Below are 19,625 nucleotides of genomic sequence, written 5' to 3' on the forward strand. Positions count from 1 at the left end.
CACCGACAAGGTTCGCGGCATGCTCGACCCGGGGCGGGTGCCCGGGCCCATCGACGACAGCCCGGGTTACCTCGACCTCCTGGGGCCGCCCGAGCCCGCTGCGAGCACCAGCTTGTCGATCATGCAGAACCCGGTGTTCGCCACCATCTATGAGCGGGCATGGCGGCCGGTGTTCACCCGACTGTTCAGCCTGGGCGGCACGTCCACAAAAGAGTTCGACCGGCAACTGGTTGCGCGTCTGGGCCGCGCCGGCGACCGCGCCATCCTCGATGTGGCATGCGGCCCCGGCAATTACACCCGCACACTGTCCGATCAGCTGACCGGAGAGGGAGTGTGCGTGGGTCTGGACTTCTCGGTTCCGATGATCGAACGGGCGGTGCGCACCAACAGCGGTCCGCGAGTGGCATACATACGCGCCGACGCACACGAAATACCTTTTCCCGACGGCACTTTCGACACCGTCTGCTGCCTGGCCGCTCTTTACCTCGTTCCCGACCCCGGTGTGGTGCTCGATGAGCTCGCCAGGGTGACGGCGCCGCAGGGCGAGGTCGCGGTCTTCACCTCGCTGCGCACCCCACTCACATCGCTTCCGGGTGTGTCGTTGGTCGCCGGCCGGAGCGGCTACCACCTCTTCGAGCGGAACGAGGTGACCGACCGACTGCGGGCAGCCGGTCTTGTCGACATCGAACAGACCGTCACCGGCCAGGCCCAGTACGTCACTGCGCGCAAACCCGGCTGAACACCTCGAGCGCCGGGACAACGGGGTCAACTCAGAGCGTGAAGGTTTTTCGCCGTCGGTGACTTCTCGACCGACTCGGGATCAGGGTCCGTCCCCAGCAGCCGATCGGCCGTACCGGAGGTGGTGACGGTGAACCAATAGTGCTCGTTCTTGTAGTGATGAAACCGGTGGTTGCGCCACGTCGCCTTGTACAGACGGCTTTTCGGCTTGTAGTCGGTATGGATCAGATAGTGCGTCCACTCGTAGACCAGCCCCAGCGCACCCAGCGTGGTCAGGAATGTCAGTCCCAGCCCGAGCGGTCCGAACGCGAAGACGCCGATCAGGACTGCGACCGGGATCACGACGCAGAGCACCTGCCACGGAATGAAGATCAGCGGTATGTTCCGCGGATCCCGGTGGTGTTCACGGTGTTTGCGCGAGAGCAGCGAATCGACCTTCAGCGGACCGACCGATCTCGGGCGCCAGTGGAGAACACCGATATGAATGATCCACTCCGCCAACGGGAACGACGCGACCATCACCGCCGGTATCACTGCATCGGTCCACTGCCAATCGGCCACCAGCACGCGGACTGTACCGGAACCGACCAACAGCACCGTGATCATCCACGGTGTGGGATGTCGCACGAACTCGCCGAACGCGGCCCCGAGGGTCAGTCCACGGCGAGTGCTCGATCGCCCCTGCTCGTCTTTACGAACCCGGTCGTGGGCTCGACGGTCAGATGTCATCGGTGTCCTCCGCATCGCTTTCTCCCTCGCGCAGCAAGGTCTCCATGTCTCCGAACGCCGACATCAAGATCGATGTGGCGGGTGCGAGAAGGGTGGCGGCCGCCTGGGTGGCCGCCGCAGGATCGCGATCCGCGATCGCCTCGACGATCGCGTGATACCCGTCGGCGTTGCCGACTTCGTCAGCCAGTGCCACCGCGAACGCTGCCAACGCCGGTTCGTAAGCGGCCCGCATGGTGTTGTACAAGAGCCGGAAGGTGATCGAATCGGCACCGTCGACCACCGCGTCCCAGAAATCTAGCGCCGCAACCTGTTGGGCCACTGGCTCTGCGGTGTCGGCGAGCTTCTGCGCCGCCGACCGCGCCGCGGCTATCTGGCTGGCGTTTGCACGCTGGGCAGCCAGTTCGGCCACTTTGGGTCCGATGTGCGCCCTGGCCTCCACCACCGAGCGGGCCACGGATACATCGAGTTCGCCTCCTCGAAAGAGCAGTCGCGGAAGCAGATCGAGCCCGCCGAACCTTCTGACGTCCTGGACCGTGGTGCCCCCACCCTGCCGGATGGTGACCAGACCGGCCGCGGCCACACGCTTCATGGCCTCACGAATCGCGGGTCGCGACACTCCCAGCACTCTGGCCAACTCCCGCTCGCTGGGCAGGTTCTGGCCTGCGGGCAGATCCCCGCTGAGCACTCCGTCGACGATCTGTTCGTACACGTCTTCGGGCACGCTGCGATGTTTGATCGGTTCGAACGGCATGGTCCGACGATAGAAGCGCTCTGGTTATTGGTCAAGTGGTCTTACCAATATCGGTGGGCTAGCGTGAGCCCATGACCGACCGAACCCACGTCCACGCGTTCACCGACGACGCACTCGGCGAACACGACGCCACGTCACTGGCCGCAGCGATCGCCGCAGGTGAGATCAGCGCGCGCGAGGCAGCCGACGCCGCCATCGCCCGCGCGGAGAAGGTGAACCCCGCACTCAACGCGATCGTGGTGACGGACTACGACCGCGCGCGCACTGCTTCCGAACGGCCTACCGGCGGGGTTTTCGCTGGGGTCCCGACTTTCATCAAGGACAACACCGATATCGCAGGCCTGCCGACGGGCCACGGTTCCGAAGCCGTTCACCCGAAGGTCAAGGCCACCACGGAGCCGTACGCCGAGCAATACCTGTCAACGGGCATGACGATGCTCGGTAAGACCACCCTGCCCGAGTTCGGCTTCAACGCGACCACCGAATTCCAGCACCTGCCGCCCACCCGAAATCCGTGGAACACCGCGTATTCCGCCGGTGCCTCATCCGGCGGGTCGGCCGCCCTAGTTGCTGCAGGCGTGGTGCCGATCGCTCACGCCAACGACGGCGGCGGGTCGATCCGTATCCCGGCTGCCGCATGCGGATTGGTCGGCCTCAAGTTGACGCGCGGCCGCGAGGTGCAGTCGCTGCAGGGCAAGCAGATGCCGGTCGACATCGTGTCGAACAACGCGGTGACCCGTACCGTGCGCGACACCGCTGCGTTCGTCGCAGCAATCGAACAGTTCCGGCCCGCCGCGAAGTTGCCCCGCGTGGGCAAGGTGGAAGGCCCCTCCGAGCGGCGTCTGCGGATCGGATTGATCACCGATTCCATCGCAGGCGAGCCCACCGACGCAGAGACCAAATCGGCCGTCGACGACGCGGCAGCGCTGCTGGCATCTCTGGGTCACGACGTCCGCGACATCACGATTCCCACCGATCAGACCTTTGTTCGCGACTTCATCCACTACTGGGCTCTGATGGCTTTCTCCACCCAGCATTTCGGCGGTCGGGTGACCGGCTCTCCGTTCGACAAGTCGAAGACGGACTCGCTGACCAAAGGCCTGGCGCGGCAATTCGTTCGCCGGCCATGGCTGACGCCGTTGTCGATCCGTGGCCTCAAGAAAAGCGAGCGCCAGTACCGCGAGGCATTCACCGACCTCGACATCGTGCTGTCGCCGGTTCTCGGGCACACCACCCCGGAGCTCGGATACCTCTCCCCCGCAGCCGGATTCGACGTGATGTTCCCGCGTTTGGTCAACTACGTGAGTTTCACCCCGTTGAACAACGCCGCCGGTGGACCGGCCATGTCACTACCGCTGGGTCGCACCACCGGCGGTTTGCCCATCGGCGTGCACTTCTCGGCGGCACATGGTGACGAACGAACCCTGCTGGAGTTGGCGTTCGAGCTCGAGGCAGCGCGTCCCTTTGCCCGTATCCAGGACCAGGTGCAGGCAACCGGCTGAGCCACCTCAGCAACCCGGAGGGCGACTAGCTCACACTTGCCAGGGCGAACGGCAGCACCTCGCTCGCACCGGCCCGGCGTACCTGGCGTGCGGCCATCGTCAAGGTCCATCCGGTGTCGGCGATGTCGTCGACCAGCAGCACCGGCCCCGCCACTTCGGAGAGCACTGCCGGGTCTGGATCGACCCACGACTCGGCAAGTGCGGCAACGCGATATGCGGAGTTGGCGGCAGTCACCGGCCGACGGTCGGGCGCGTACCGCAGCGTGCCGAGATTGGTCAGCCGGCCCAGTTCCGACAAGCGGTCGGTGACCGAACCGATCAGGATCGGGTGGGTGTCAGAGTCGAGCCCCATGATGGCCGTGGGCCGGTTCTGCCACGGCCAGGCTGCCAGAACTGCGACAGCCGCCTTGATCACCTCGTCCGGGGCCGGAGCGTCCGGCTCGTCGAGCAGCCGGCGCAGGCGCGCGCCCCAGCCCAGGTCGGTGAGACGGCCGATGACCCGGCCCATCTCGGGACCGTCTTTGATCTTGCCGGACAGCTCCACACCGAGCTTCTTCATTCCCGACGGCCACTGCTTGCGTGGGGCCAGTTCGACGCCCGGCCGTTGCAACTGGTCGCGGGCCGCATCCAGTGCTGCCCGGTCGACGTCGGCCGAATAGCGTTGTCCGGCACAGTTGTCGCACCGTCCACACCTGCTGCCCGACTCCAGTTCGGGGTCGTCCAATTGTTCCCGCAGGAACGCCATCCGGCACCCGTTGGTGTCCTGGTAGTCGAGCATCGCCTGCTGTTCGCGGCGACGTGCCTGCTCGAGCTTCTCGTACCGCGCCTCGTCGTACGTCCAGGGCTGGCCGGTACCCAGCCAGCCGCCCTTGACCCGCCGAACCGCCCCGTCGACGTCGAGTACCTTGAGCACCATCTCCAGCCGCGACCGCCCGAGGTCGACCAGCGGCTCCAACGCAGGTGTCGATTGTGGTCGCTCGGTGTCGAGCGCCTCGATGACTCTGCGCACCAATGCTTCCGGGGGAAAGGCCACCGACGCGAAGTAGCGCCAGATCTCCTGATCTTCGCTGCCCGGCAACAGGATCACCTCGGCGCTCGCCGTGGAGCGGCCCGCTCGGCCGACCTGCTGGTAGTAGGCGATCGGCGACGACGGCGCGCGAGGTGGACGACAAAGCCGAGGTCCGGCTTGTCGAATCCCATGCCGAGGGCCGAGGTGGCCACCAAGGCCTTCACCCGATTGGCGAGCAGGTCGGCCTCGAGCTGTTCCCGCTCGGCCGCGTCGGTGGATCCCGTGTAGGCCGCAACCTGATGGCCCATGTCGGTGAGCAGTGTTGCCACATCGCGGGCCGCCGAGACGGTGAGCGTATAAATAATGCCCGATCCTTCGATCGAACCGATGTGTGCGGCAAGCCAAGCCACCCGCTCGGCCGAGGTCGCGACCTTCACCACCGACAGGTGCAGCGACTCGCGGTCGAGGCCACCGCGCAGCACCAGCGTGTCGCCGCCACCCACCCCGAGCTGGGCGGCCACGTCGTCGACCACCCGGTCGTTGGCGGTCGCGGTGGTGGCGAGCACCGGCACGTCCGTACCCAGTTCGGCAACCAGTGTGCGGATCCGCCGGTAGTCAGGCCGGAAGTCGTGGCCCCAGTCCGACACACAATGCGCCTCGTCCACCACTACGAGCCCGGCGTCGGCGGCGAGTGACGGGAGCACGTTGTCGCGGAAGTCGGGGTTGTTCAAGCGCTCCGGACTCACGAGGAGGACGTCGAGGTCACCTTCGGCCACCCGCTGGTGGATGTCGTCCCATTCGGTGACATTGCCCGAGTTGATGGTCGCGGCCTTGACACCGGCCCGCTCTGCCGACGCAACCTGGTTGCGCATCAGGGCCAACAGCGGCGAGACGATGACCGTGGCGCCGCGACCCTCGGCGCGCAGGAGTTTGGCAGCGATGAAGTAGACGGCGGATTTTCCCCAGCCCGTACGCTGCACCACCAGTGCGCGGCGTCGCTGCACCACCAGCGCCTCGATCGCGGTCCACTGGTCGTCGCGCAACGTCGCGGCCGGGCCTGCCAGTTGCTCGAGGATCTCCTGGGCCTGCGCGCGCGTGGCTGTGGTTCCGGTTCCCGTGGTCATTGCCCCATCGTGCCCTGCTTCTACGACAACGCCTCTATCGGCGCCAGATCACCCGCCGACCGTGCCCAAACGCCCGTCGACCGGGCCTAAAACCCCGCCGACCGTGCCCAAACACCCGTTGACCGGGCCCAAAAGCCCGCCGACCGGGCCGAAATACCCGCCGACCGTGCCGAAACGCCCGTCGACCGGGCCCAAGTTCGCATCGAACGGTGACTCCTGAGCGGTAGCCCGGAAGTCGTCACGGCCTATCGGAGGAACCAGCAGGCCGGCGATGACGTCCATGCGAAATGACACTTGGAGATCGACCATTCTGGGGACCGGATGCTGCTCGTACGGGCGGAATCTCGAAGGCCCTCGTAGACAGGGAGTTTCGGCGGATGCATCGCGGTGTCCGGATCAGTCCGGCCAAGAAGCTGGGCCCTTTGGACGGTATTCAGGGGGCGGTCCTTCGCGCGGGCCCAGGGGCCGTGGTCTTCGGTTTGTCGGCCGCATTCCTGCACGGCGTCAACTGGTACGACGACGAATCGCCGATCGAGATCTGCAGGAACTCGACCGGCCAGGGACGTCATCGAGGTGGTGTTCGCGTACATCGCTCTGATCTGGCGCCCACCGATGTCACAACGATCGACGGACTGAGGGTCACGAACCCGATCCGGACTGCGTACGACCTGGGCCGACGGCCACCCAGGTGGCGAGCCCTCGGTCATCTCGACGACCTGGTCAAGTCGACCGGTCTCGACGTGAAGGCTCTGTGGCGTTACGTGGCCGACCATCCCGACACCCGAGGTATCCGACAGATTCGGGCGCTGATCCCACACATTGATCCGGCGTCCGAGTCACCTCCTGAGAGCTGGATGCGCTTGCTCATCGTCGAAGGCGGATTGCTGCGGCCGGAATCGCAAATCGTCGTACACGACTCGGACGGGGTGGCGTTCGCACGTCTTGACCTCGGGTATCGACGATTCAAACTCGGCATAGAGTTCGACGGCGCCGAGTTCCACAGTTCGACCGAGCAGAAGCACCACGACGAACAGCGGGATCGCCGACTTGCCAGGTTGGGATGGACGATCATCCGGGTCACCGCAGAACGTCTACGCGAGTATCCCCAAGATCTTGTTGATGAGATCGAGACCGCGCTGCGTGCCTGCGGCGCTTACCGCTGACGGTTCGTCGGCCCGGTCGACGGCAGTTTCGGCACGCTCGACGGGAGTTTCGGCACGGTCGGCGGGGGTTTCGGCACGGTCGGCGGGGGTATCGGCACGGTCGGGGCTACATGTTGCGGTAATCGCGTGTGTACATCCGCGGACCGCGACGGGCGGGCATCGGCATGTACAACTCGATGAGCCGGATCACCCGATAGCGATGTCCCGCATAGGGTTCGAGCAGTTCCAGCATGCGGTCGTCGTCGATCGCCTCACCGATCAGCGTATGGCCCACCTGGGAGGGGATGTGATAGTCCCCGACCGGTACCGCGTCGGCATCCCCGACCGCGCGAACTCTCGTTTCGGCGGCCGTCCACGGCCCGACCCCTCGGAGCAGGTGGAGTTTGTCGGCCTTGCGTTCAACGTCGTAACCCGCGGCCCGGACGATGGTCTTGCGCCGGGCCGGTTCGGCACCGCTGGCGTGCCACTCCCACTGCGGGATCTCGCGCCACACCTGCTGCGGCGGCGGCACCTTCATGCTCGGCGAGCCGGGCGCGGGTTCGCCGTACTTGCGCACGATGTACCGCCAGGCCCGCCAGGCTTCGCGGCCGGTCACCTTCTGCTCCAGGACGGCTGCCGCAAGCGCCTCCCACACCCGGTCGGTGCGGCCGATGCGCAGCCCTTGACCCTGATGTGCCAGCCCGGCGATCACATCGTGATGCGCGACGAACTCGTCGGCGTTGTCCTCGCTGCCCAGCATGCGGGGCATCTGGTCGAGCAACCACCCTGCGCCGGGCCCCCACGCCCTGCCGATCACCGACTCGCCCCGCCGCGACACGGCCAGTGTGCCGGGCCCGTCGGGAGTGTGAATCGCCCGCCAGATCGACCCGTTCGGGGCGTACTTGAACGACGGATCACCGCTACCGCGACGATGCAGACTCAAGGTCGCACGAATGTTCAACGGCCCCTGCGGAATCCACTCGCGGGACAAAAGCGTGGGACCCGGCGAGATCTCGCCGGGCCCTACGATCGACATGAGATGTCTAGAGGTTGATCATGTGCCCGATGGCACCGTGGAAGGTTTCCTGCATCGCCTCGGACATCGTCGGGTGAGTGTGCACGTTCCGCGCCAGCTCGGTTGCCGTCAGATCCCACTTCTGGGCCAGCGTGAGCTCGGGCAGCATCTCTGAGACGTTGTCGCCCACGAGGTGCCCGCCGATCAGCTCACCGTGGGTGTTGTCGGTGATGAGTTTGACGAAGCCGGTCGGCTCGCCGAGCCCCTGCGCCTTGCCGTTCGCGGTGAACGGGAAGGTGGACACTTTGACGTCGTAACCTTCTTCTTTCGCCTGCTCCTCGGTCAGTCCGAACGAGGCGACCTGCGGCTGGCAGAAGGTGGCGCGCGGCATCATCCGATAGTCGTCGATGATCATCGTCTCGGCGCCGCCGATGGTCTCGGCGGCCACCACACCCTGCGCTTCGGCGACGTGCGCCAGCATCAGCTTGCCGGTGACATCGCCGATGGCGTAGATGCCGTCGACGTTGGTCCGCATGTGATCGTCGATCGCGATGGCGCCACGATCGGTCGTCTCGACCCCCGTCTTGTCGAGGCCGTAGCCGTCCAGACGCGGTGCAAAGCCAACCGACATGAGCACCTTGTCGACGGTGAGCTCCCCGTCTTTGTCCTTGGAGTCGGTGTACTTGACGACCACCTGCGAGCCCTGGTCATCGATCGACTGCACCCGGGTGGAGGTGAGGATCTTGACTCCGAGCTTCTTGTACGCCTTGGCGAGTTCCTTCGACGAGTCCTTGTCCTCGTTCGGCAGAACCCGATCGAGGAACTCGACGATGGTGACATCGACCCCGTAGTTCGCCATCACGTAGCCGAACTCCATACCGATGGCGCCGGCGCCGACGATGACGATCGAGTCGGGCAGCTCACGCGTGAGGATCTGGTCTTCGTAGGTGACCACGTTCTCCGACAGCTCGACGCCGGGAAGAAGTTTCACGGTGGCGCCCACCGAGATGATCACATTGTCGAACGTGATCTCGCGGTCGCCGACCTTTATCGTCTTCGCGTCGGTGAACTCCCCGAAACCGTCGATCTCGGTGATCTTGTTCTTCTTCATCAAGAAGTGAACGCCCTTGACCATCTTGTCCGCGACCTGGCGGCTGCGGTCGAACGCAGCACCGAAATCGAAGGTGACGTCGCCGGAGATCCCGAAGATCTTGGCCTGATGATTGAAGACGTGCGCGAGTTCTGCGTTACGCAGCAACGCCTTGGATGGGATGCATCCGACGTTGAGGCACACCCCGCCCCAATACTTCTCTTCGATTACTGCGGTTTTCTGTCCGAGTTGCGCCAGCCGGATCGCGGCGACGTAACCTCCCGGACCTCCGCCGAGGACAACTGTGTCAAAGTGTTCAGCCACGACGTCCACCCTACGTCGCCGCACCTGCGGGCGCTGACGGATACCCCTAGTCGGAGCCGTCTTCGTTCAGAGCGAACAAGCGCGGCCACAGCGGGCGTTCAGCACGTCGGGATCCACAGCCAACGGTCAGGACGCTTGGGCATGTCGGCGTCGTCGGTGTCCGCGACCGCGTCGTCGACACCGGGGTCGAACGGGAGATCGGTCACAGACCGGCGTTGCTCGTCGTCCCGACCGTCCTGCCCTCGATCTCGCTGTGAACTCATCTGCATGCTCCTGCTGGGTGCGCGTGCGGCACATCGCCCTGTGTCCACGGCCGTTCGCCGACACCATGAAATCGTCTCAGCAAGGATTCGGTGCCCGGCGGCACACGGATTGAATCATCAGGCAAAGCCAACTAGAACGTGTTCTTGTTTGCGATCCCAAACCGCGCTACCGTCCCAAGGGTGCAGCCCACACCGTTCGAACCAGCCTCGCTAGGTCCCCTGCGACTGAAGAATCGTTTGATCAAGTGCGCCACCTTCGAAGGCGCCACGCCTGAGGCACTGGTCACGCCCGAGTTGATCGAGTTCCATCGGGAAGTGGCAGCCGGCGGGGTCGCGATGACAACAGTTGCCTACTGCGCCGTGTCGCCCGAGGGACGCACCGACCGCCACCAGATCTGGATGCGACCGGAGGCAATGCCCGGGCTACAGAAGCTGACCGAGGCGATTCACGCCGAAGGCGCCCTCGCCGCAGCTCAATTGGGTCACGCGGGGCCAGTGGCCAACCCCATCTCCAATCAAGCCAAGGCCCTGGCGCCGTCGCGGATTCCCGCGCCGATGGGCATGACCCTGTGCCGCAAGGTCACCACCGACGACATCGCATCGATGCTCGTGAAGTTTCGCCGCGCGGCCCGGATAGCGGTGGACAGCGGTTTCGACGGCCTCGAGATCCACTTCGGCCACAACTATCTGGCCAGCAGTTTTCTCAGCCCACTGCTCAACCGTCGCCACGACGAGTACGGCGGATCCCTGGTGAACCGCGCCAGGTTCTGCCGCGAGATCGCCGAGGCGGTACGCGATGAGGTCGGCGATGAGGCCGCGGTGTGGGCGAAGCTCAGCATGTACGACGGCTTCCCCGGGAGTCTGCAGGTCGATGAAGCGTGCCAGGTAGGCAGACTTCTCGAATCCGACGGGCACCTCGACGCCCTCGAACCGACCGCGGGCAGTTCTCTTCTCAATCCGATGTATCTGTTCCACGGCGATGCTCCCCGCAAGGAGTTCGCCGCCTCGTTCAAGGGCGTGATGCGGTGGGGGCTCAAGGCCGTCGGCCCCTTCTTCCTCAAGGAGTACGACTACCACCCCGGCTACCTCCTGCCGCTCTCCCGGCAGTTGCGTGAGGCCGTCTCCATGCCGCTGATCCTGCTCGGCGGCATCACCGACCGCGCCTCGATGGACACGGCCATGGCGGAAGGCTTCGAGTTCGTGGCGATGGGCCGCGCGCTGCTGCGCGAACCCGATCTGCCACTGCGCATCGAAGCCGATCCGTCGACGGTGTCGCAGTGCATCCACTGCAATCTGTGTATGCCGACCATCTACTCCCATACCCGGTGTCCCATCCGCACCGGTGAACGGGTTGCGCACGGCAATGTCGTGGCACCGGCCTGACGCTCACGTGAGTCGGGCGAGCCGGGCCAGGAGATATGCGCGTTCGGCCGGGTCGGTTGTCAGCGAGATCGCCTTGTCGTAGGCGGCCGCCGATTCATCCGCGCGTCCAAGTTGTTCGAGCAGATGAGCCCGGGTCGACCACGCCGGCTGAAAGTGGCCGGTCGTGTCGCCGAGGTCGTCGAGCATGGTCAGGGCAGCCTGCGCGCCATCGACCTCGGCCGTGACCGCTGCCAACGCGACGACACCCCCGAGGGTCGGCGCCACGGCACGCAAGACGCGGTACAGATCCCGGATGGCCGGCCAATCCGTCGTCCCAGAGACCCTTCCAGCACAGTGCAGCGAGCTGATCGCCGCTTCCAGCTGGAAACGTCCGAGCTCTCCGATGCGGTGCGCCGCGTGGAGATGCGAGATCCCGCGATCGATCAGGTGCTGGTCCCACCGGGTCGTGTCCTGCTCGGCCAGCGGCACCAGCCGACCGCGGACGTCGAATCTGGCCGGCAACCGGGCACTCGACAAGTTGATCAGAGCCGCGAGGCCGTGGGCTTCGGCGTCGTCGGGCACCAGTGCGCTGAGGGTCTCGGCGAGGTGGAGCGCCTCGGCGGTCAGCGAGTCGCGTGTCGCCGTGCCCGCGCTGTGCCAGTCGATGGCAAACGCGCCGTAGACGCCTTCGAGCACTGCCGCCATCCGTGATGGCAGCGCTGCCGCATCAGGTATGACAAACGGAATGCGCGCCGCTTTGATTCGCCGTTTGGCACGTACCAGCCTGGCCGCCATCGTGGGGGTCGGCACGGAGAACGCACGACCGATTTGATCGGCGGTGAAACCGAGCACCGTGTTCAGCATGAGTGGCGTGTGTATGGCGGTGTTGATCGCCGGATGAGCGCACACCATCATCAGGGCAAGCCGGCGGTCTTCGATCTCGTCGGGATCGATGTGGTCGATGTGGACCTGGGCGTCGCGAATCGGATCGAGGGTGGTGGTGGATCGTTCGGCCGCCGACCTCCACTGGTCCCTTCTGCGGTTGCGGGCGACGGTCAGCAGCCACGCATCGGGATTGGCCGGCACGCCATCGACGGGCCAGCGCGACAGGGCTCGCTCGAATGCGTCGGCCAGCGCGTCTTCGGCAGCGGGAACATCCCCATCGGCAGCGGCCAGTAGTGCGACCAGGCGACCGTATGAGGTGCGGGCTGCCTCTGCCGCCAGCACCTTCGCCGGTTCTGTGCTCAGGTCCACGAACCATCGACGAAAGACGTGGCGGCAGGGCGGATCTCGATCACCCCGAACTGTGCGCCCGGGCATTTCTCCGCCCAGGCAAGCGCAGCGTCGAGGTCGGGGACGTCGATGACGAACACTCCGGCGAGAGCTTCCTGGGTGTCGGCGAACGGTCCGTCCTGGATCTGCAGACCGCCGTCTCTGAGAGTGAGCGTTGTCGTCGCGGCCGTGGAGGCGAGCACTTCGGCGGCAATCAGCACCCCTGCCGATTCGAGGGCACGGGCGTACACCCCGAAGGCCCGCTGGGCTTCGGCGATGTTCTCCTCCGACACCTCCCCCGGGTTCGGCTCGGCGTAGTTCATCAGTAGCGAGTAACGCATGGGATCTCCTTGTGTTCTGCAGTCTCAGTGTGGTGGATCTGGCGGTCGTGCACAGCGATGACGATCGAGATGGGGCTGAATCGACAGATCAGTTGCGGGGCACGGACGGCATGTGCGGCAGACTGGGTCCGGTGAGCGACACCGATCCCTATCTCTGGCTCGAAGACGTAACCGGCGAGAACGCTCTGACGTGGGTGCGCGAGCACAATCAGCCCACGATCGAGGCCCTCACCACCAGCAGTCGGTTCGCCGACCTGGAGGCTGCCGCGCTGGAGGTGCTCGACACCGACGACCGCATCGCCTACGTACGACGCCGCGGCGAGCACCTCTACAACTTCTGGCGTGATGCGAAGAATCCGAGGGGGCTGTGGCGCCGGACGACCCTCGAGGAATACCGCACCGACTCACCCGAGTGGGACGTGCTCATCGACCTCGACACGGTTGCCGCCGACGAGGGCGAGAACTGGGTGTGGAAGGGCGCACTCGTCCTACGTCCGGACCATCACCGGGCGCTGATCCTGCTGTCCAGAGGGGGCGCCGACGCGTCGGTCGTCCGCGAGTTCGATCTGCGTACGCGCACCTGGATCACCGCCGATCACGGCGGTTTCGAGCTCCCGGAGAACAAATCCGACATCAGCTGGATCGATGAGGACACCGTCTATGTCGGCACGGACTTCGGCGATCAGCCCGACGGCGAGTCGTCCCTGACCAACTCGGGATATCCGCGGGTGGTGAAGCGCTGGTCACGCGGCACCTCACTCGAGGAAGCCGAGACGGTGTACACGGGCGCGACGAGTGATGTTGCGGTACAAGCGATGTACGACGACACAATCGGGTTCGAACGACATTTCCTGATCAGGTCCACCGACTTCTTCAATCAGGAGTTCTACGAGCTCACCGGCGGCGAGCCCACCCTCATCGACGTCCCCACCGACGCGCACACCAGCGTTCACCGCGACTGGTTGCTGGTGTTCACCCGATCGCCGTGGGAACTCCACGACGATCTGACTCATCCGACCGGCACCTTGGTCGTGTTCGACTACCCGTCGTACCTTGCGGGCGACCGCGCGGGAACCGTGCTCTTTGCACCCGACGAGCACACCAGCCTGCAGAACTTCTCGTTCACCTCCGCCCATCTGGTCCTGGTGACCCTGCGCGACGTGCAGACCGAACTCCGTCTGCTGAGCGTGACCGATTGGTCGGTGTCCGAGCTGCCCGGTCTGCCCGAGCTGGCCACCATCTCCGTACTCGACACCGACCCCGACCACAGCGACGAATTGTTCTTGTCGGCAAGCAGTTTCACCACGCCACCCAGCCTGCTGCACGGGTCGAGCACCGACGGAGTGGCCCCCATCAAACAATCGCCCGAGTTGTTCGACGCGTCCGCGGTGTCCGCATCGCAACACTTCGCGACGTCGGACGACGGCACGCGGGTCCCCTATTTCGTGATCAAACGGAACGATGTGTCGCAGGGCCCCACCCTGCTGTACGGATACGGCGGTTTCGAGAACTCGATGACACCCGCGTACGGCGCGATATCGGGTCGGAACTGGATCGCCCGCGGCGGCGTCTACGTGATCGCGAACATTCGCGGTGGCGGCGAATACGGTCCCACCTGGCACACTCAGGCCCAGCTCGCAGGCAGGCATCTGGTGTACGAGGATTTCGCTTCTGTGGCAAGGGATCTCGTCGACCGGGGACTCACCACCGCGGACAAGCTCGCGGCACAGGGCGGTTCCAACGGCGGGCTGCTGATGGGAGTGATGCTCACCAGTTACCCAAAACTGTTCGGCGCCTTGGTCTGCCAGGTTCCACTGCTCGACATGCGGCGCTACCACCTGCTGCTGGCAGGTGCGTCGTGGGTGGCCGAGTACGGCGACCCCGACGACCCCGAGCAGTGGGAGTTCATCTCCAAGTACTCGCCCTACCAGTTGTTACGGGCCGATGCGACATACCCGGCGCTTCTGATGACCACCTCCACCCGTGACGACCGAGTGCATCCAGGCCACGCTCGTAAGTTCGTCGCACGCATGGAGGAACTCGGCCATTCGGTGAGCTACTACGAGAACATCGAAGGCGGGCACGGCGGCGCCGCCGACAACAAGCAGGCCGCGTTCAAGTCAGCCCTCGCCTACGAGTTCCTGTGGGAGAAATTGGGCGGATGAGTCAGGCCGGTCGGTCAGCGGAGTCTGAGCAACACCACACCGTCGTCGGCCGCCACGCGCACGTACTGCCCGCTGTCCTCGATCTTCTCAAGCGCCTTGTTGGTGTCGGCCTTGTTGGCCGGGAAAAGGCCGGAGATGTTGGTGTCCACCATGATCCACTGCGCGGTGGAACGATCACGCTTCTGCTTCGGGAACAGGGTCACCTCGTGATCGGCGACGAGATGCGGAGCCAGGTTGTTGGTGGTGGCCACGGATTGGCCGTCGGGGATCATCGCGCCGAACTCGTCGACGGCCTGCGCCTGGTCACCGCGTGAATAGAAGTCGCGTTCGGTCAGCCGGTCCAAGGGCCCGGCCCAGGCGAGGACGACCGCGATCGCCGCAGCCGCTGCGGCGAAGCCGACGACGGTGCGTTGCGACATCGACCGCCCCCGCAATCTGATCAAGGCGTCGAGCATCGCGACGATCATGACGGGCATCAACGTCGCGTTGTAGTGGAAACCGAAGCCCCAGTACAGATGGTTCACGCTCAGGAAACGCCAGGTCAGGGTCGGCACTGCCACCAGGATGATCGGTGAGCGAACAGCCAAGAACAGCGTGATCACCAGCAGGAGAAATGCGGTGGAGGCACGCGCGTCACCCTGCGACACCCCGATGATCAATCCGCGCACACCCTCGGCGGGCGAGTCGGCGAACTTCGATTCGTAGGTGTAGTCGCCGCTCCCCATCGCCGGGATGATCACCTTGGCCGCGATCAGCGTCCAGGCGGCGCCCCAGATCGCGGTGCCGACGGCCCATCGATAGGACACGCGGCCGAATCGCAGCGCGACGACGGCAGCGATCACCACAACCGTGACGCCGAGATCCTCTTTGCAGAAGACGAGTGGCAGGGCGTACAGCAGGGCAACTCGCCAGCGCTCCTCCACCACGGCGACGAGGCTGAACGCCAGCAGGGGCACCGCGAGCGCGATCTCGTGGAAGTCGAACGCCAGTGCCTGGGCGATCCCCCATGCCAGCCCGTAGGCGATCGCGATGAAGACCCCCACCGCCATGCCGAGTCGTCTGGCGGCCAGCCGCACGATCGGTATCGCCGCGAGCGCGAACAGCAGCCCCTGCACGACCAGCAAGGTGACCGGCGTCGGGAACAGCCGATACAGCGGTCCGATCACAGCGATCCATGCTGGAAATGATCGCCGAGGAGGTTGACGTCGGTGCCTTCGAGCGGCACGACGGGGGCGCGGAAGTGCCCGTAGGCCTTCACTGCCTGCGTGAAGATTCCCAGGTCCCACCCGGTGGAGCCGAAACGCTCGTGGCGCTGGATCGAATACGGGCAGTAGATCGCCGCCAACACGGCGAACGTGACGAGCGCCAAGATCCACGGCGGGGTGCGGACCGCGACGAGCATGTGGGCGAGTCGCGTCCGCGCCGAACCACTCCCCACGGTGGAGGTCGACGAATCGGGATCCGGTCCGTCCGGCCGCCGCGACGACACGTCTGTCGCAGTGCCGGTTGTGCGGACCTCGGTCACCTCATCCATGGGTCGCCTGCCAAGACATTCAGCAACCGTAACCCGAGATTCTGTGTTTGCGCTGACGGCCCCGACCCCGATCGAGCTCTCCCGCCTTGCCGGTGTCAGTCGGGGAGCATCGGCGCGGCCATGCCCTGATCGCGTCCGATGAGAACTGCCCGCGTCACTGCCCCGGCACCGAAACGGTCCCTGAGCCCGTCGATGGTGATGTCCAGTTTCTCCTGGTGATGCTCGTCGAACGGCAGCGCGAGCTGGATGGAGTCGTTGCTGTCGAGGTTCGTCAACGACAACCCGATCAGCGTGCAGCCCTTGTCCCGAATCATCGGCATGGCTTCGTCGAGCAGGGCACGCGCGGCCGTCATGAGTACCTGCGTGCCGTCGGTGGGTTCGTACAGAGTTCGTGAACGCGTCACCCGGGTGAAGTCGTCGAACCGCAATCGGAGGATCACAGTGCGACACACGCGTTCTGCTTTACGGAGGCGTTTACCGAGCCGATCGACAATGCCCACCATGGATGCCTCGAGATCCTCCTGAGTTTTGGGTCGCCGCCCCATCGCCCGTTGTGACCCGATCGACCGGCGACGACGCCCGACCTCCACCCGGCGTGGATCGCGCGCCATCGCAAGCGCATACAGGTGCGAACCGGCGCCGCGACCGAGCAGCGACGCGAGAGTCGGCTGACCAACGGCCGCGAGGTCGCCCACGGTGGACAGGCCCGCGTCGCGAAGCTTGCGCGATGTCACCGCCCCGACACCCCAGAGCCGTTCCACCGGCAACGGGTGCAGGAATTCGAGTTCACCACCCGGCGGCACCTCGAGCAGCCCGTCCGGCTTTCCCACCGCACTGGCGACCTTTGCAAGGAACTTGGTGCGCGCGATGCCGACAGTGATCGGCAGCCCGACCTCGATCCTCACCCGCTCGCGCAATCGGGCGCCGATCTCGGCCGGTGACCCACTCACCCGGTAGAGACCGCCGACATCGAGGAACGCCTCGTCGATCGAGATGCCCTCCACCAGGGGCGTGGTGTCCCGGAAGATGTCGAATACTGCCTGGCTCGCCTCGACGTAGCTGTCGAACCGAGGCCGCATCACGACGGCGTCCGGGCACAGGGCGACCGCCTCGCGGCCGTTCATCGGAGTGCGCACCCCGCGGGCCTTGGCCTCGTAGCTCGCCGCGAGGACCACGCCTCCACCGCCCACGATGACCGGACGGCCGCGCAGCTCAGGGTGGTCGCGCTGCTCGACCGAGGCATAGAAGGAGTCGAGGTCGGCGTGCAGGATGCTGGCCAGCTCCCGCGGCTCTTCGGACACGAACACATGTTCGCATGCCAGTCTGACAAACCTTCGTGGAGCGAGTGCCAGGGTCAGTAGCGGCGACGCTCCAGCGCAACCGAGATCAGCAGGCCCACCGCACCGAGGGCGACGCCGGCGCCGACGGCGATCAGACCCACCTCCTGCATGTCACCGACGACCTTGTCGACGATGATGTCGGCGACCTCGCGGGCCGAGTCATCGGCGCCGGAGACCTCATCGAGCGCCCGTCGTTGCACGCCCTCCCCGAGGAGCCACGTCGCGATTCCGCCGAGGATCACGCCGAAGCCCACGGCCAAGAGCACAAAGCCCCGCCGTCGTGCGACCACGAGGGCGAGCACCGTGGCGACCACCGCGATGACCAACGAGCTGATCGCGAGCAGACCGATTTGGTTGCCCAGATTGTGGTACCGACCCGCCTCGAGTCCCGACTGGGCAGAATCGCTCAGCGGCACCAGGATCGGCCCCTTGATCTCGATGCCACCGAAACCCACGTCCGCGATGACACGGTTGACCATCGCCGTCAGGTCGAGGGACATCACCTCGCCCTCGCTTTCGGGTGTGGCCTCCTTGAACAGCCAATCGTGCTGCTGGATCATCGCGTCGGCGAAGTCCTGCTCGAAGTTGTCGCTCTTGGTATAGGCGTCGGCGAGCGGGGCGATCAGGCCATCGGGGACCAGGGGCGCCTGCGACGAAACCTGGGCGGTGATCTCGTCGGCGATGTACTGCTGCACGGTCGTGTTGTCGGCCAGCGGCGCCACGGTCTCCCGGAATCCGTCACGATCGACAACCCGCTCGTTCACGAAGTAGGCGGGCACGGCGACGGCCGCCGCGACGATGGCGACCAGGCACAGCACTGCGGCAAGGAAGGAGCGCACCGGCCCAGGTTACAGATCAGGCGGCGTGAACCGCGGTAGGCAGGCCATGACCGTCAGACGACCACTCGCGAGTGCCATCGGTGTCTACTCCCCCAGCAGATCGCGTGCCCGGCCGACGATGAGCGGATCCGGCTCGCCGACGATGTTGGCATCCTTGTCGTCGTAGTCGAACAGGTTGAGCACGTACCGCATCGCGTTGATGCGGGCCCGCTTCTTGTCATTGCTCTTGACCACGATCCACGGCGCTTCTTCGGTGTCGGTCTCGGCGAACATCTCTTCTTTGGCCGCGGTGTACTTGTCCCACTTGTCCAGCGACGCGATGTCCATCGGCGACAACTTCCACTGACGCACCGGGTCCACCTGACGAATCGCGAAGCGGGTGCGCTGTTCCAGCGGGGACACCGAGAACCAGAACTTCACCAGATCCATACCGTCGTCGATCAGCATGGCCTCGAAGAGCGGTGCCTGCCGCAGGAACTGGGCGTGCTGTTCGCCGGTGCAGAACCCCATCACCCGCTCCACACCGGTGCGGTTGTACCAGGAGCGGTCGAACATGACGATCTCCCCGGCGGCGGGCAGATGCTGCACGTATCGCTGGAAGTACCACTGGGTGGACTCACGCTCGGACGGCTTCTCCAGCGCGACCACCCGGGCACCGCGCGGGTTCAGATGCTCCATGAAACGTTTGATGGTGCCGCCCTTGCCCGCCGCATCGCGCCCTTCGAAGACGAACACGTGCCGGCTGCTCGTGCGCTTGCTCCACTTCTGGAACTTCAGCAACTCGATCTGCAGCAGCCGCTTCTCCAGCTCGTACTCGTCGCGACTCATGCGCTCGTCGTACGGGTAGTCCTCACGCCAGGTGTCGATGACGTTGCGTCCGGGAAGGGTCAGGAGGCGGGGATCGTCATCATCGCGGTCGTCGACGAGGAACTGGGTGGTGTCGGCGAGGTCGACGATCTTTTGGAGGGCCTCGCGGCCGGCGACGACGCTGAAGTCGGGACCGACGTCGGGGTGGTCGGGCCCGAAATCCGAGAGGCGCAGAATTTCATTCACCTCTCCAAACTAAACCGGACGCACCGCTGTTA

At 65.5% G+C, this 19,625-nt stretch carries 18 protein-coding genes and 1 pseudogene; 5 read left to right on the forward strand and 14 right to left on the reverse strand.

Annotated elements, in window-relative coordinates; genetic code table 11:
* Positions 1-19: 19 nt before the first annotated feature.
* Positions 20-739, forward strand: coding sequence for a class I SAM-dependent methyltransferase (locus W823_RS41280; RefSeq protein ID WP_081729733.1), 720 nt, complete (start codon positions 20-22; stop codon positions 737-739).
* 26 nt (positions 740-765) lie between these two features.
* Here the strand turns inward: W823_RS41280 and W823_RS41285 are convergent, their stop codons facing one another.
* Together W823_RS41285 and W823_RS41290 are read right to left on the reverse strand one after the other, a co-directional pair.
* Positions 766-1,467: a sterol desaturase family protein gene (locus tag W823_RS41285; protein WP_023957525.1), complete on the reverse strand. Its 702-nt coding sequence runs from the start codon at positions 1,465-1,467 to the stop codon at positions 766-768.
* The gene (locus tag W823_RS41290) at positions 1,457-2,218 is read right to left on the reverse strand and encodes a FadR/GntR family transcriptional regulator (RefSeq protein WP_023957527.1); all 762 of its coding nucleotides are present in this window, start codon (positions 2,216-2,218) and stop codon (positions 1,457-1,459) included. Before W823_RS41290 ends, W823_RS41285 begins: the two co-directional genes overlap by 11 nt.
* Positions 2,219-2,289: 71 nt before the next feature.
* Here W823_RS41290 and W823_RS41295 point away from each other — a divergent pair, with 71 nt between their 5' ends.
* Complete coding sequence (locus W823_RS41295) at positions 2,290-3,720, forward strand: amidase (protein WP_023957530.1); 1,431 nt, start codon at positions 2,290-2,292, stop codon at positions 3,718-3,720.
* A gap of 25 nt (positions 3,721-3,745) precedes the next feature.
* Here W823_RS41295 and W823_RS41300 read toward each other — a convergent pair.
* A pseudogene (locus W823_RS41300) lies at positions 3,746-5,853 on the reverse strand (RecQ family ATP-dependent DNA helicase).
* 48 nt (positions 5,854-5,901) lie between these two features.
* Positions 5,902-6,162, reverse strand: coding sequence for a hypothetical protein (locus W823_RS58400; protein ID WP_023957532.1), 261 nt, complete (start codon positions 6,160-6,162; stop codon positions 5,902-5,904).
* 68 nt (positions 6,163-6,230) lie between these two features.
* On the opposite strand from W823_RS58400, the gene W823_RS41310 reads away from it, so the two are divergent.
* A complete protein-coding gene (locus W823_RS41310; protein WP_023957534.1) occupies positions 6,231-7,016 on the forward strand; it encodes a DUF559 domain-containing protein in 786 nt (261 codons plus the stop codon).
* Between the two features lie 106 nt (positions 7,017-7,122).
* On the opposite strand, the gene W823_RS41315 is transcribed toward W823_RS41310, so the two are convergent.
* From W823_RS41315 to W823_RS58090, 3 genes are all read right to left on the reverse strand, one after another.
* Positions 7,123-8,031 carry a DNA-3-methyladenine glycosylase gene (locus W823_RS41315; RefSeq protein ID WP_023957536.1) on the reverse strand — a complete coding sequence of 303 codons (909 nt, stop codon included), beginning with the start codon at positions 8,029-8,031 and terminating at the stop codon, positions 7,123-7,125.
* Positions 8,032-8,038: 7 nt separating this feature from the next.
* Positions 8,039-9,424 carry a dihydrolipoyl dehydrogenase gene (gene lpdA / locus W823_RS41320; protein WP_031332095.1) on the reverse strand — a complete coding sequence of 462 codons (1,386 nt, stop codon included), beginning with the start codon at positions 9,422-9,424 and terminating at the stop codon, positions 8,039-8,041.
* Between the two features lie 98 nt (positions 9,425-9,522).
* On the reverse strand, positions 9,523-9,687 hold the full coding sequence (locus W823_RS58090; RefSeq protein ID WP_161633999.1) for a hypothetical protein: 165 nt from the start codon (positions 9,685-9,687) through the stop codon (positions 9,523-9,525).
* Positions 9,688-9,867: 180 nt separating this feature from the next.
* On the opposite strand from W823_RS58090, the gene W823_RS41325 reads away from it, so the two are divergent.
* Positions 9,868-11,070 carry an NADH:flavin oxidoreductase gene (locus tag W823_RS41325; protein ID WP_023957542.1) on the forward strand — a complete coding sequence of 401 codons (1,203 nt, stop codon included), beginning with the start codon at positions 9,868-9,870 and terminating at the stop codon, positions 11,068-11,070.
* Positions 11,071-11,073: 3 nt separating this feature from the next.
* Here the strand turns inward: W823_RS41325 and W823_RS41330 are convergent, their stop codons facing one another.
* Positions 11,074-12,303 carry an RNA polymerase sigma factor gene (locus tag W823_RS41330; protein WP_023957544.1) on the reverse strand — a complete coding sequence of 410 codons (1,230 nt, stop codon included), beginning with the start codon at positions 12,301-12,303 and terminating at the stop codon, positions 11,074-11,076.
* On the reverse strand, positions 12,294-12,662 hold the full coding sequence (locus W823_RS41335) for a YciI family protein (protein WP_023957546.1): 369 nt from the start codon (positions 12,660-12,662) through the stop codon (positions 12,294-12,296). Before W823_RS41335 ends, W823_RS41330 begins: the two co-directional genes overlap by 10 nt.
* A gap of 110 nt (positions 12,663-12,772) precedes the next feature.
* On the opposite strand from W823_RS41335, the gene W823_RS41340 reads away from it, so the two are divergent.
* Positions 12,773-14,827 carry a prolyl oligopeptidase family protein gene (locus W823_RS41340; protein WP_031332101.1) on the forward strand — a complete coding sequence of 685 codons (2,055 nt, stop codon included), beginning with the start codon at positions 12,773-12,775 and terminating at the stop codon, positions 14,825-14,827.
* 14 nt (positions 14,828-14,841) lie between these two features.
* Here the strand turns inward: W823_RS41340 and W823_RS41345 are convergent, their stop codons facing one another.
* From W823_RS41345 to ppk2, 5 genes are all read right to left on the reverse strand, one after another.
* The gene (locus W823_RS41345; protein WP_051406478.1) at positions 14,842-15,993 is read right to left on the reverse strand and encodes a DUF2079 domain-containing protein; all 1,152 of its coding nucleotides are present in this window, start codon (positions 15,991-15,993) and stop codon (positions 14,842-14,844) included.
* Positions 15,990-16,361 carry a hypothetical protein gene (locus tag W823_RS58095; RefSeq protein ID WP_051406479.1) on the reverse strand — a complete coding sequence of 124 codons (372 nt, stop codon included), beginning with the start codon at positions 16,359-16,361 and terminating at the stop codon, positions 15,990-15,992. Before W823_RS58095 ends, W823_RS41345 begins: the two co-directional genes overlap by 4 nt.
* Positions 16,362-16,456: 95 nt before the next feature.
* On the reverse strand, positions 16,457-17,668 hold the full coding sequence (dinB, locus tag W823_RS41350) for a DNA polymerase IV (RefSeq protein WP_023957550.1): 1,212 nt from the start codon (positions 17,666-17,668) through the stop codon (positions 16,457-16,459).
* 47 nt (positions 17,669-17,715) lie between these two features.
* The gene (locus W823_RS41355) at positions 17,716-18,540 is read right to left on the reverse strand and encodes a hypothetical protein (protein WP_023957552.1); all 825 of its coding nucleotides are present in this window, start codon (positions 18,538-18,540) and stop codon (positions 17,716-17,718) included.
* Between the two features lie 84 nt (positions 18,541-18,624).
* Positions 18,625-19,593 carry a polyphosphate kinase 2 gene (ppk2, locus tag W823_RS41360; protein ID WP_023957554.1) on the reverse strand — a complete coding sequence of 323 codons (969 nt, stop codon included), beginning with the start codon at positions 19,591-19,593 and terminating at the stop codon, positions 18,625-18,627.
* Positions 19,594-19,625 lie beyond the last annotated feature (32 nt).

It is taken from the genome of Williamsia sp. D3, from assembly GCF_000506245.1.
GTDB lineage: Bacteria > Actinomycetota > Actinomycetes > Mycobacteriales > Mycobacteriaceae > Williamsia > Williamsia muralis.

Bases quoted from the DNA above. Each gene is read 5' to 3' on its own strand.
- W823_RS58090 (WP_161633999.1), bottom strand. From the start codon at position 9,687: ATGAGTTCACAGCGAGATCGAGGGCAGGACGGTCGGGACGACGAGCAA.
- W823_RS58095 (WP_051406479.1), bottom strand. From the start codon at position 16,361: ATGGATGAGGTGACCGAGGTCCGCACAACCGGCACTGCGACAGACGTG.
- W823_RS41295 (WP_023957530.1), top strand. From the start codon at position 2,290: ATGACCGACCGAACCCACGTCCACGCGTTCACCGACGACGCACTCGGC.
- W823_RS41285 (WP_023957525.1), bottom strand. From the start codon at position 1,467: ATGACATCTGACCGTCGAGCCCACGACCGGGTTCGTAAAGACGAGCAG.
- W823_RS41315 (WP_023957536.1), bottom strand. From the start codon at position 8,031: ATGTCGATCGTAGGGCCCGGCGAGATCTCGCCGGGTCCCACGCTTTTG.
- W823_RS41340 (WP_031332101.1), top strand. From the start codon at position 12,773: ATGTGCGGCAGACTGGGTCCGGTGAGCGACACCGATCCCTATCTCTGG.
- W823_RS41280 (WP_081729733.1), top strand. From the start codon at position 20: ATGCTCGACCCGGGGCGGGTGCCCGGGCCCATCGACGACAGCCCGGGT.
- W823_RS58400 (WP_023957532.1), bottom strand. From the start codon at position 6,162: ATGGTCGATCTCCAAGTGTCATTTCGCATGGACGTCATCGCCGGCCTG.
- W823_RS41290 (WP_023957527.1), bottom strand. From the start codon at position 2,218: ATGCCGTTCGAACCGATCAAACATCGCAGCGTGCCCGAAGACGTGTAC.
- W823_RS41335 (WP_023957546.1), bottom strand. From the start codon at position 12,662: ATGCGTTACTCGCTACTGATGAACTACGCCGAGCCGAACCCGGGGGAG.
- W823_RS41310 (WP_023957534.1), top strand. From the start codon at position 6,231: ATGCATCGCGGTGTCCGGATCAGTCCGGCCAAGAAGCTGGGCCCTTTG.